Origin of the sequence: Alteromonas lipotrueiana, from assembly GCF_019249245.1 — a bacterium.
Classification (GTDB): Bacteria; Pseudomonadota; Gammaproteobacteria; order Enterobacterales; family Alteromonadaceae; genus Alteromonas; species Alteromonas lipotrueiana.
Genome location: NZ_JAESDK010000018.1, coordinates 45,635 through 58,304, shown reverse-complemented (window position 1 = coordinate 58,304; position 12,670 = coordinate 45,635). Strand labels below are relative to the sequence as shown.

Sequence of the window (12,670 nt, the reverse complement as noted above, 5' to 3'; positions counted from 1 at the left end):
AAGCGCAACAGCCGCGGTTAACGCGAGATGTTCAAAGGTGCGCTTCCACCAGGTACTGCATTCAGATACCGTTTTAGCATTGCGGCCAACGCATCACGTTTAATCGGCTTGGTAAGATAATTGTTCATTCCCGCTTTTAAAGCTAAGGCTTTATCTTCTTTCATTGCATTGGCCGACAAACCAATTATAAGCAAGTCGGTATAGCCTTTACTGCGCAATGTCTGGGTGGCTTCATAACCATCCATTACCGGCATTTGTACATCCATCAACACCAGATCGTATTGGGGGGAATTGGCGATTTTTGTGACCGCCTGTTGACCGTCTTCGGCAATATCAAAACTAATTCCCAAAGACGTCAGCATTTCACCGGTTACCAATTGATTAATATTGTTATCTTCAACCAACAGCGCATGAGCTTCAAACTTTTCGGGTTGTTCAGTCAGCCTGCTAGCATCAGGTAAAATGGCTTCAGACTCACCGGCCATTGCCAGCACAAACTGAGAAAATTGCATGGGGGTGAATGGATGCACTAATAGCGGGTAGGGCCACTGCCTGGCTATTTTTTCGACCAGCTGGCCAGGCTGAGTATCCACAACTAAGCCTACCTGAATATCGCGAGCGACCAATGAATTTAACCGGGGCAGTATCGTCTTGAACGTATTAAAATTATTGATATCAATAACTAAACACTCTGGCGCACCAATATCCTGTTCTAGCGCTTCAAGCGGAGCCGGCAATGCGGCAACCTGTAGAATTTCCAGATAGTCTTCGTTTAACAAAGGATGATCAGAATAATACTGGCTGGTGAAAGGCATACCAGGCAATTGGCGCAGCATACCAGGCTGATTTTTAAAGGTACGTAGCGGTATTGTCACATGAAAGGTTGAACCTGCCCCCAGCGTGGCACTGGCGGCTAGCTTGCCGCCCATTAATTCGGTAAGTTGCTTAACGATAGTTAACCCTAACCCCGTGCCGCCAAACTTACGGTTGGTGGCTTCATCGGCCTGGGTAAACGGTTTAAAGATTTTGGCCAGTTGTTCATCAGACATCCCGATGCCTGAATCTTCTATCTCTACATGCAGTGAAAGAACATTACCTTTGGCGTTTAACTCGCCATCAAAGTGAATGGTAATTTTGCCCTGTTCGGTAAATTTCACCGCGTTGGTACATAAATTCAGTAAGATTTGAGATAACCGCAGTGGATCGCCAATCATCCTGGTGGGGAGATCGGGCGATACCGTCAGGTGCACACTGAGGTTTTTCTCCTGAGCGCGAAGGGCGATGACCGCCAGTAAGTTGTCAAACACTGAATGCAGGGAAAAACCAATCTCTTCTAATTCTAATTTACCCGCCTCAATTTTAGAAAAGTCTAAGATATCGTTTATAACATTCATCAATATTTGGCTGGAATACGCTGCTTTTTCCAGGTAACCCTTTAATATGGTCGACATCGGCTGCTTTTGGGCCAGCTCAATTAATCCAATAATGCCGTTCATTGGGGTGCGAATTTCGTGACTCATATTTGCCAGAAAAATACTTTTGGAGGCGGTTGCCTGTTCGGCGCGATGCTTCGAGTCGGTTAACTCTGCATTTAATAGCTCTTGGCGGGCATTCAAATCCTGGGCATTTTTTAGTAACTGCTGAGTCTGCAAATTTTTATCGCTAAATACTTTTGCAGATTTGGCTAACTGGCCAATTTCATCTTGTCGGTCATAACCTGGTACCGAAGACACTTTACCGCCATCGGCTAACTTTCTGAACACATCAGAAATACGTTGTATCGGTCGTAAAATTCGCATCACGGTAAAGCCAGTGGCCGTCAGGGCAAGCAGTATGGCAATCAGTGAGACCAATCTCAGCGTTTGCTGGGCAGCCACTGCGCCTTCCTGAGAATGCTCTTTAATATCGCTGTACTGCTGATTCACCTGGGTCGACAGTTCGCCACTTAAATACAAAAATTCATTAGCCGAGCCTGCCATAACTACATTAACCAAAAACAGGTTGCCCTGAATCAATCGGGTTAAACGAAAGAAACGCTCATCTATCTGATTCAGGTGCTCATTAATCAGTAACGAAGTTTGAGGTGACTGGCCGCTCGCTATTTGCCGAGCTCCGTTTATCGCCAGGGTAAACGCGGTAATGTAATCGCTGTCTGGGGCAATTAAGTATTGCAGGGCTGCTGATTCTGCGCGGCTTAAAAAATACTGCAATCGGGCCATTGATTCGCCGGCTATCGCCGAATTATCTTGGGCAGCTATTTTGCTGCTAATTTCAAAACTACCAAATAAAGAGCCCCGGGCTAACAGTTCGTCGCGCTCAGCCCGGGCTTCTACTACCTCTTTAAAGTTCATATGATAACTTGTTAGGTGCTGACGCATTCTGTTAAGTGTATCTTCGGCTTGGTAGTCGGGCAGGCCAGATAAACGAGAATCTTCAAGCTCGGTGAGTTTTTGCTTGATGGCGCGCATGAGTCGTTCAAAGCGGGTAACGGCCGAATGGCTGGCAGTTTCTTTAAAGATGAGTACGTTGCGTTGTAAGTCCAGTACGTCACGTTCCAGCGCGCCGACCAAACCTACATCAATAACCGCCTGGCCTGAGGCTTCTATGCCATTTGCTAATACCGTTTGATTAGACCGGGCTATAACACCCTGTAGCAGCAATAAGCCTACTAATGCCACCAGTACCAGCACCAGCTGAGTACGAATAGATGAAAACATAAAAAACTGCCACTCCTTTGATCAGGATGTAATAAACTCGTACCACTTTTGCAGGCTATATTCATAGGTAGGCATTACCGTATTCCATACGGCAACATTGCTAAAGCGGCTTTCATAGCTACCGCCTGTACGTTGCTCGCCTTGCTTAACAGTAACCTGACCATCCGGACCCTTTAACGGCTCAGCCGCAGGTAGCCCTTTATACCAGTAATCCCACTCGGCTTCAGATAAATATTCAGCAGAGCGTTGTGGATTAGAAATGTAATAACCTTGCCGGGCAATGTAGGCGCCGGGCCAGCCTGACAGCCACCAATTCATATATTCATAGGCTGCGTCTTTAACCCGGCCGCCCGTGCGGGCAGACAAACACATCACCCCATGCCAACCCCGATAGCCCTCTTTAGGCGCCGCAAAACGTACCGGAATATTCTGGCTATTAAGTGCAGAAACCGCGGGCGAGAACATGCTTTCTATAATTACCCGGCGGTTGCGCATAAATTGCACTGACTCAGGCACTGAATTCCAGAAACCGGTAAAATGCTGTAACTGTTTTAATTCAATTAAAACCTCGAACAGGGCATCCATTTCGGGGCGTGTTATTGCACCGATATCAGCAAATTCAACAAAGCCTTTTGCCTGGGCGGCAAGTGCTAAGTCGAATAAGCCTATGGTGGGATCATTTATAATGGCCACCCGGCCTGAAAGCCGCGAATCGAGTAACCAACCCCAGCTTTCTTTTTCTTGCAGTATTGAAGGGGCGATAGCGCTTTTGTTGTACCCGAATGAATCGACGTTGTGTACATAGGGTAAAAAGCTAATTTGACCGGTAGGCGTGGCGCCTAAGGTATTATCGCTTTGTATATTCAGTATGCGGTGGGGCGCATCTCCGGCACCTAAGCGTGCTTGGGGCGTAATTTTACCGGTTTTACTTAAACTGTTTATTTCGTCCCAGTAATGCAACCTGCGCACATCGATGGGGGCAATAGCCTTAGCGCGCCATAGCAAGTTGATGCTATTAGACCACTGTTCGTACAAATCAAAGCTACCGGGGTTCATCGCCGCTTTTTGCAATATTGCAGCTGAACCGCCAGGTTCAAATTGCAAACGAATGCCTAAATCAGCCATGGCGCGCTGTTTAATGTCATCCTGCAGCGTGACATGCGTGCCCAGCACTCTTACCAGCGGTTTTTCTTTACCAATTGAAAAGGGGGCGACGCCCGCGGTAATAATCCCTGCTGCAGCCCCTTTTAAAAAGCGTCGGCGCGGAGCTGAAACTGCGCTTTTATTCATAAATGTTAATGTGTTCAAGTGATACCAGTAAAGCTAATTGTGGCACCTAATCATCGGTTCTACCATGTATAATTTTTCATGTGCGGGCCGGTTGGCGGTACATAACACGTCGCCACACCCCGGCTATAAACATCGCAAGCAGACCATAGCCGGCTAAACTGCCACCGTGTTCCTCTACCACCACCACAGTGTCGGTATGCGCTCTGTCATAGTCGGCGCTTTCCAGACTCAATAAACTCAGATCAGCATCATCCTGAGCATCGCTAAACACAACCAGTTCATCGGTTTGGGCATCATAAACCTCTACCAGTACGTCGTAATCGTAGGGTGGAAAACCCGAAACCAAGGCTATGTCCATCGTTAAATAATCAGTGGTATCGTCGCCGTAGACATCAAACACTGACGAGACGTGTACAGACGTATATTCAACCTCATCGCCCAGGTAGACCACAAGATAAACCGGGGCCTGTGTATACACCGAGTCTACATCTACACTTAAGCGTAACGCTGAGTAATAGTTATCATAGTCGTTGTCCCGGTAGAGCTCGCTCCAGCTATCAAAAATCCAGAAGTCTGGTTCACTATGATTAGTGGTGCGGCTTTTTGGCTTACCAGCAAACGCAGAGACCGAGCGCTTTGTCTGTTTGTCTGGTGAAGATGATGTAGCCAATGGCTTTTCAAACTGGGTTTCGGTAACCGTTACTTCACTTTTTGCCCAGACGGTTTGGCTCAGTCCGAAAAGCAGCAAAAAAATGGTGAGTCGAGATGGGGTAGTCCACATAGTCGGCGCCTTTGTTGTGTTGATGATTACCCGAACAGTTTGCGTGTCTGAAAATGAACGCTGGCTGAAAGAAAGCTTAACTTACGGTATAGCACCCCATTAGAATGAAACGCAGGATGCTTTAACCGATAGATATTAACCCTACGGGCAGACCTATACTTTTAATTGTATCAACACTTAACCGGGTGATTTGTTTGTACAAGCTGAACAAAACAGCGGACAGATTGGGTAGAATCAGTCGTTTAATTCGTAGCCGTCGCTTTCATCGTCTGCTTCATCGTCGCGGGGCATAAAATAGGTTCCCCAGCCGTCATAATGGACATCGTGTTTATCGGCTATCACCAGTAAATTTTCTACGTCTTTGTCTAGCGCAGGCCGTTCTAGTTTTCGCTCAATTACGGCATCAAAACAAAAAATCATACCGCCGTCATCTAATATCAGCTCTTCTGCGTCGCTTACTTCAAAACCGGCTTTGAAGGCATCAACCGCGGCTTTTTCAAGCTTATCAAAATCGTTACTGGCCAAATGATGCTCGATAGTATATTGGGCATCTGCTTCGCTGCCATCTTCGATCAACGCATCAATGGTTTCTTGGTTAAACTCATGCCATTCGGCTTTTTCGTCAATTTGTTTCATATATCACCCGCTTAAATATCTTAAATTAAGTTTATCGGTTTTTTTCCATTTCAGCGACTTGTCGATCCAATTCAACCGCTTTGTCTTTCATTTGGCGATAAAAATGGTCAGTCCACTGCTTTATGTTTTTCTCATCGGTAAGGGGTTCGGGGGCGCTCATTTCTATCAACACAATTCCATTGTTCCAGCGGTTCCAGCGTACTTTATTGTGCAGATTACTGGCGGTTACCGTCACCACGGGTTCATTAACGGTCTTGGCCAGCCGAAAGGCTCCTGATTTAAAAGGCAATATACCACGTCCATTACTTCGTGTGCCCTCAGGAAATACCCACACAGAGGTACGACGCTGCTGAATTTTTTTACCCGCCAGGGTAAGCGTATCACGCGCACGACCACTGTTTTTGCGATCAATCATAATATTGCCAGATAACCAATAAATCTGACCAAAAATAGGGATCCATTTCAGGCTTTTTTTACCTACGGTGACTACCCCGGGTAAGGCCGCTTTGCAAATAGTGATAATGTCGTAGGTGTTCTGATGGTTGGCGATATACACATAGGCCTGGTCGGCCTTAATAGCCGCCGAGGGTCTGACGATAACTTTTAACCCCAGAACGGGCGCTAACATAGCATAGGCGTTACCAGCAAAGTGCACGTTGTTACGATGAAACGGCCGACATATACAAACAACAAAAACAACAAGGTTAATTAAAATAAAACCAATAAGTAAAACAGGAATGCGGATTAAGGCGAGCACTAACGATCCTTTTGCTAAATTTCGGGGGCAGTATAAAATAATGTGATGGTTTCACATGTCCGATCAGTTTTGTTTTCAGATTTTACGCTAAAAAATTAAAGAAGCGGTAGCAGATTACCGATAGCCTTGTAAGACTTTATCCGGTGTAGCCCTACACACACTTTGAAGCGGTATCTAATCATGCAGACTTTTGTGCCTGAAGAACTAGAAGATGACATCCTTACTGATTTAATGGAAGAGATCAACGAATTGTACGAGGCCAGTGAGCAAACCCTGATTGAACTAGAGCTTCGGCCCACTGACAACGAGTTACAGCGTTCACTGTTTCGCTCTATTCATACGATAAAAGGCGATTTAGGGTTGGTCAATTTTGGACCTATGATCCCCTTGCTTCAACATGTAGAAGACCTGCTCGATTTCTTGCGAAAAGGAGAAGTGGACTATACCAGTACCATGAGCGATCTGGTGCTGCTAACTATGGACCGGGTAAAAAACTTTGTGCTTGAGGTTATGAACGCAGGCTCGGCTCAATATGATGAGCATTTGCATAGTCAGTTGGTTGAGGCTATCGAACAAGTTCAGCCTTCCAATAAAAGCCGGCATGAAGCTCTGCTCACTGATGCTGTCTTGTTGCTCAATCCAGATTTGGAACTGTCGTTACAACAAAAAAATAATATGTCAGACGGCGCCGACGCGCCACCGGCCACCTTGGCCAATACCGGTATCCCAAAACATTTAAGCGTAGAGCAACACATGGATATGTTGTTTTTTCGTGAAATGATGAAAACCATCGAGCACAGATCTAATTACTGGGGTGGACGCGGTGACCGTATTGCCAAGCTGGCACTGTATATCAACCATCTGGCAGCAAAACCGATTGATGAAGAACAGTTAGCGGTAGCGTGTTATGTCCACGATTTTGGTATGGCCTTTATGCCGCTGCATATTTTGAATAAAACCGACTCTTATACCGACAACGAGTTCAATCTTATGCGTTCCCATGTGTATAAAAGTGCACGTTTATTAGAGCATCTTGAACAGTGGGACCATGCGCGCAAAATCGTGATGCAGCATCACGAGCGTCCCGACGGTAGTGGTTATCCGCTGGGAATTAAAGAGCAGGATATTTGTGCGGGTGCCCGGTTGTTGGCCATTCTAGATACCTACGATGCGCTGACGCATTCGCGCGCGCACAACAAACAGGCCCCAATGAGCAAAAAAGAAGCGGTCATACATATGAACCGAAATGCCAAAGGTCAGTTTAGTCCCGAATGGATGCGACATTTCAATCATGCAATGACCATCTTACTGACGAAACAGGCCAGCTAACCGGCAGCCTTGGATAACAAAGCCCGGGCCTGGGCAATAATATCGCTGGCCACAGCATCAGAACCCTGATTTTGCCGGGTCAACGCATAAAATTGTTCGGTGAGTTCATCAACATCGCCAATTCGTGCCACCTGATATTGCTGCTCTACGTGAGCGGCAATACAAAAGGGGGCGCAGAACACCCCAAACCCCTGTGAACCAAACAATTTTAACAAAGCACTGTCGTCAAATTCTGCGACAGGTAACGGGGTCAGTTGTTCGCTTTCAAGCCAGCTGGCAAGGCCGGTAGCCACGCCTGAGCGTATGCCGGGCATCAGCAAAGGCTGACCGTTTAATGAGTAAGGAAAATTTGGGCGTAATCTCTGAGCAAGCTCGGGTTGTGCAAAAAAGCTGACAGGCGATTTACCTAATACATGACTGGTTAGTTTTACCGCTGCATCTGGTGCCACTGCCCGATCGGCCAACACCAAATCGATATGGTTAATGGCCATTTCGCTGATCAGCGTGTCGAACCTTTCTTCTTTAAAAACAAAACGTACCTGAGAATGTGTCTGCATCACTGTATGCATGAAATCATAGGCCAGAACCTTTGGAATAGCATCGGTAAGGCCTACCACGAACTCGCTGAAAACTCCGGCGTTGTCGGTGCGTAAGGTCTCTAAAAGTTGCGCTCCCTGCTGAAAAATATTTTCTGCGTATTGATACACCCGCTTACCTTTTTGATTCAGGTGCAAGCGCTTGCCAACCCGGTCAAACAGTGTGGTGCCAATCTGTGCTTCAAACACTGATAACTGGCCACTGACAGTTTGCGCCGTTACATGCAGATGCCGCGCAGCTGCAGCAATACTGCCATGGCGTGCTACGATATAAAAATAATGCAAATGTTTGTAATTGAGTTGTTTTAGCATAAGTTTTTTTCGATGATTTACTCAGTTTTTATCAGCTTTTATCTTATCAAAGACTCAGCTAGACTGAATGCCGTTTCAATCGATGATGGTAGTTTTTGATGGCCGCCCAGCTTAATTTAGCGCAAACCCGCGTAATGTTGTTCTCTTTATTAAAGCCGGATACTAAGTTTTTTGGGGCTGCGGTGGTGTATGGTCTGGCTATAAGCCTGTTGACCCTGGCAGTGCCCCTGGCTGTACAAACCTTGATAAACAGCGTCATCAATACCGCTGCGGTGCGGGCGGTGGTTACTCTGGCGATAGTATTGTTTGTCATCTTGCTGGTATCGGTGACATTCAGTGCCTTGCGAATGCGAGTAATGGAATACTATGAACGTAAGGTTTTTGCCCGACTTACCAGTGAGTTAAGTCTTAAAACTCTGTTTGCACCGCACAGTTTTTTTGAAGGTCGACGCAATACCACTATTGTGCAGCGATACTTCGACATCATGATTTTGCAAAAAAATATTCCCTCGCTGATGATTGATGGCTTTGCGCTGGTGCTACAGATGCTGGTGGGGTTTACGCTAGTGGCATTTTATCATCCGGCCTTTTTTGCCTTTAATGTCTGTATTTTACTGGCCATGGCGGGTGTTTGGAAAATATGGGGCGCCAAAGCCAAGGCCACGGCAATTAAGTTGTCTCAACAAAAGTACGATACTGCCAAGTGGCTGACTGATATTGCGGCGGCACACGAATTTTTTAAGTCAAGTCGACATCTTGATCATGCGGCCCAGGAAACCCGTCAACATATCGAACATTATCTGGGGGCGCACCGCCAACATTTTCGCTATACGTTTATTCAATCAATCATGTTTTTACTGATTTATGCGCTTGCTAGTGCATTGCTACTGGGGCTGGGTGGCTATTTGGTGGTTTTAGGACAATTATCCATTGGGCAGTTAGTCGCCGCAGAACTGATTATGTCGGCAGTATTTATCGGTATTTCGCGATTTTCAATGTATCTGAAACTGTATTACGAATTGTATGGCGCCGCCGAGAAACTAGGTTCCGCTCTTTCTATTCCCCAGGAAACCAGCGAGCAATCAAACCTGCGAATCCCTCACGCACCTGCGCTGGTGTTTGATCAGGTGACGCTATGTCATAAAAACCATACCTGTAAATTAAATCTGACCATACCTGCGGGCGCTAAATGCTATGTCTATAACGACAAAGGCTGGCTACAACGTCAGCTGATTGGGCTGCTTAAACGCTATGAGCAACCCCATCAGGGGTTGGTTACGTTAGGCGGTCAATCCGTCTTTGATTACGATCCATTAGAGTTGCGGCAGGCAGTGGCAGTGGTCGATCGCGCGCTGATTGTAGAATGTACGATAAAACAGTATTTACAGATGGCAGCGGCTAACGCCGGGTTAGCACAAATTCATCAGGCCCTGACCACCGTAAATCTGATGTCGGTGATCAGCGCGTTACCGCAGGGGCTTGATACCCGTTTATCCGTTGTAGGAAACCCCTTGCAGCCACTGGAGTTTTTATTACTAAAGTTAGCCGCAGCTATTTTATCCGATGCACCTATCATCATCATAAACCAGCATTTTGATACTATTTCACACGGTACCAGAGAGACCTTATTAGCCTGTATCGAAAAACTAAGCGCCACGGTTTTGTATTTTACCAACGCTGCGGAAGATAAATTCTTTGATACATCGTTAATGCTTGCGGATGAAGCCGTGATAACTGAAATCAATCAGCAGGGTTACGATAATGCAAAATAACCAGCAACGATACCTGCACAAAATTCCGGTCGCCGATACGATTGGTCTGCCCAAAATCTACAAAATAATTTGCTGGCTGGTGGGGGTGTGCATTGTAGTAACAGGGCTGTTGTTGTGGTTCACGCCCTGGACCCAAACCGCGATGGGTCGGGGAAGCGTCGATTCTTTGAACCCGTCTCAGCGTACTCAGGCAATTTCAGCACTGGTCTCCGGGCAAATTCACCAGTGGCATGTGCAGGAAGGCAGTGCCGTTAAAAAAGGCGATCCCATTGTGACGTTAGTGGATGTAGACGCACAGCTGGTAGAAAAACTTCAAGGCCAGCTTGACGCGGCCAAAGCCGCACATCAAGCCAACATCAGTGCCATGGAAAATGCACAAAATAACCTACGGCGCCAACAGGCTTTGTTACGTGATGGGGTGGTGTCGGCCAAAACCGTGGAAGCTGCGCAAATTAAACTTCAGACTTTGAATGCTAAAATTGCCAAAAGTCAGTCAGATATCAACTCGGCCAGTATGTCGTTGTCGCGCCAGCGAACCCAAACCAAGGTAGCACCGGCCGATGGAATTGTAGTCAGGCTGTTCTCAGGCGGACCTTCAACATTTGTCAAAGCCGGAGATATGCTGGGTCAGTTTATTCCCACCGGGGTTGATCGTACAGTGCGCATTTCGGTTAATGGCATGGACGCACCGTTAATTAAGGCAGGGGCTCCCGCGCGGCTGCAATTTGAGGGCTGGCCGGTGTTTCAGTTTAGTGGCTGGCCTGAAGCTTCTATTGGTACCTTTGCCGGCGAAGTTATTTATGTCGAGCCCATTGCTGATGCCCGGGGTCGCTTTAACGTATGGATTACACCGGATGAGTCTGAAACCGCCTGGCCTGATGAACGGGTGATACGGTTTGGCAGTAAGGTCCGAGCCTGGGTGCTTCTGGAAGAGGTTCGCTTAGGCTATGAAATGTGGCGACAGCTGAATAACTTCCCCCCACAACCTGCCAGTGAGCTGCGGGTGCAGGAAGCCACTAATGAATAAATGGTTAGTAGTCTGGGGCGCTCTATTGATATTGAGCGCCCCGCTTCAGGCAAAAGACTTGCAGCTTCTGGATATTTTGCAACAGGTGGTCGACAGTCATCCGAAAACCCGTGCTATGCTTGAGCAAGGGGTCATGCAGCGCGCTGAAAAACGTAAAGCAGAAGCGGCCTTTGATCCCTATTTTAGTCAGAAATTGTCAGGCCGGGTATCGGGTTATTACGATGGTCATGTACTGACCTCGCAGGTCACAAAGCCGCTGGCGGGGATGGGCGCAGAGGTGTTTGCCCGATATCAGCTGGCCGATGGACGGTTTCCGGTGTACGAAGGCTTTTATGATACCTTATCCGGCGGTGAGGCCAGTGTCGGCATTGCATTGTCGTTATTACGCGGACGCGAAACCGATGAGCGACGTACCAATCTGCAAACCGCAGCATTAGATATTCAGCTGTGGCAGGCGCAGTATCAGGGACTGTTAAACGATCAGCTTTACCTCGCCGCCAGCACTTATCTAAAATGGTACGAAAGCTCGCTAAAACGTCAGGCCCTTGAGGCCATGAGCACCACCTTGCGAAACAGCGGTCGCGCGCTGCAACAACGGGTAGAGCAAGGGGATGCGGCGCAAATGGACCTGGATGATTTTACCAGCAGCACGTTGGAAGTGTCGTTATTGCAAACCGATACCGAACAAGCTCAGGCCGTAGCAGTCGCAAAACTTCAGTATTTTATTAGTGAACCCGCGCCGTTGGCTATCCCGGGTACCACTCGTCAGCAATGGCCATTTTCGGTCAACGATACCCGCTTGCGCTTATTAAAACAAAGCCTGGCCACGCACCCATTACAGCTACAGATGGGCTTATCACTGCAAAACAGTCAGGCTCAGTTGCAACTGGCAAAAAACAATCTGTTGCCCGTGCTGGATGTTAAAGCCTCGGTTGGACGCGATATCGGGCAAGGCAATAAAACCCTGCAAGGCACAGAAACTAAAGTCGGGCTGGATTTTTCTTACCCTATTGGTAATCGCAAAAATCAGGCCGAACAACATAAAGCACAGGCTAAAGTTCGCCAGAACCAACTTAAAATAGCCGATCTCAATCAAAAACTTGAACAGCAGTTCGAAGCGGCGGTGGCCCGATGGAAACAAAGCCAGCAAGCACTGGCGCTTCGCCAACAGGCTCAAACCCTGGCTGAGCGTTTGCAACGAGCTCAGCTAGCCCGGTTTAACTCAGGCGATACTGATATGTTTGTATTAAATGCCCGCCAGACCAAACTTATCAAAGCACAAATGGAGGCCATCAGTGCGCATGTTGACCAGCGGCAGGCTGAGCTCGACTTATTTTACGCTGCCGCTGCGCTTGATAGCCTGGCGCTGGTCCCAAACACCCAAAACCCGGTATTTAATGAACCGGAGCGGCGTATTAACTTTTAATGGATTAAAACAGCTGTACGACTACGC

10 protein-coding genes are annotated in these 12,670 nt (G+C 47.3%); 4 read left to right on the top strand and 6 right to left on the bottom strand.

Features of this window, described 5'->3' with window-relative positions; translation table 11 throughout:
- Nucleotides 1–17: 17 nt before the first annotated feature.
- The 5 genes from JK130_RS12525 to JK130_RS12505 form a co-directional block, all read right to left on the bottom strand.
- Nucleotides 18–2,717 carry a hybrid sensor histidine kinase/response regulator gene (locus JK130_RS12525; RefSeq protein ID WP_218354672.1) on the bottom strand — a complete coding sequence of 900 codons (2,700 nt, stop codon included), beginning with the start codon at nucleotides 2,715–2,717 and terminating at the stop codon, nucleotides 18–20.
- A 21-nt stretch (nucleotides 2,718–2,738) separates the two neighbouring features.
- On the bottom strand, nucleotides 2,739–4,007 hold the full coding sequence (locus JK130_RS12520; protein ID WP_218354671.1) for an ABC transporter substrate-binding protein: 1,269 nt from the start codon (nucleotides 4,005–4,007) through the stop codon (nucleotides 2,739–2,741).
- Between the two features lie 76 nt (nucleotides 4,008–4,083).
- Entirely contained in the window at nucleotides 4,084–4,788 is a 705-nt protein-coding gene (locus JK130_RS12515) for a choice-of-anchor H family protein (protein ID WP_218354670.1), read from the bottom strand.
- Nucleotides 4,789–5,022: 234 nt separating this feature from the next.
- Nucleotides 5,023–5,424, bottom strand: coding sequence for a ribonuclease E inhibitor RraB (gene rraB, locus JK130_RS12510; RefSeq protein ID WP_218354669.1), 402 nt, complete (start codon nucleotides 5,422–5,424; stop codon nucleotides 5,023–5,025).
- A gap of 31 nt (nucleotides 5,425–5,455) precedes the next feature.
- On the bottom strand, nucleotides 5,456–6,181 hold the full coding sequence (locus JK130_RS12505; RefSeq protein WP_218354668.1) for a 1-acylglycerol-3-phosphate O-acyltransferase: 726 nt from the start codon (nucleotides 6,179–6,181) through the stop codon (nucleotides 5,456–5,458).
- 180 nt (nucleotides 6,182–6,361) lie between these two features.
- Here JK130_RS12505 and JK130_RS12500 point away from each other — a divergent pair, with 180 nt between their 5' ends.
- A complete protein-coding gene (locus JK130_RS12500) occupies nucleotides 6,362–7,510 on the top strand; it encodes an HD domain-containing phosphohydrolase (RefSeq protein WP_218354667.1) in 1,149 nt (382 codons plus the stop codon).
- Here JK130_RS12500 and JK130_RS12495 read toward each other — a convergent pair.
- Nucleotides 7,507–8,418 (bottom strand): LysR family transcriptional regulator, encoded by a 912-nt coding sequence (locus JK130_RS12495; RefSeq protein WP_218354666.1) that lies wholly within the window; start codon nucleotides 8,416–8,418, stop codon nucleotides 7,507–7,509. The genes JK130_RS12500 and JK130_RS12495 overlap by 4 nt on opposite strands.
- A gap of 98 nt (nucleotides 8,419–8,516) precedes the next feature.
- Here JK130_RS12495 and JK130_RS12490 point away from each other — a divergent pair, with 98 nt between their 5' ends.
- Genes JK130_RS12490 through JK130_RS12480 form a run of 3 tightly spaced genes read left to right on the top strand, consistent with a single transcriptional unit; the run spans nucleotide 8,517 to nucleotide 12,643 of the window.
- On the top strand, nucleotides 8,517–10,190 hold the full coding sequence (locus tag JK130_RS12490; RefSeq protein WP_218354665.1) for an ABC transporter transmembrane domain-containing protein: 1,674 nt from the start codon (nucleotides 8,517–8,519) through the stop codon (nucleotides 10,188–10,190).
- Complete coding sequence (locus JK130_RS12485; RefSeq protein WP_218354664.1) at nucleotides 10,180–11,217, top strand: efflux RND transporter periplasmic adaptor subunit; 1,038 nt, start codon at nucleotides 10,180–10,182, stop codon at nucleotides 11,215–11,217. The genes JK130_RS12490 and JK130_RS12485 overlap by 11 nt, the downstream gene beginning before the upstream one ends.
- Entirely contained in the window at nucleotides 11,210–12,643 is a 1,434-nt protein-coding gene (locus JK130_RS12480) for a TolC family protein (RefSeq protein ID WP_218354663.1), read from the top strand. The genes JK130_RS12485 and JK130_RS12480 overlap by 8 nt, the downstream gene beginning before the upstream one ends.
- The last annotated feature ends 27 nt before the right edge of the window (nucleotides 12,644–12,670 follow it).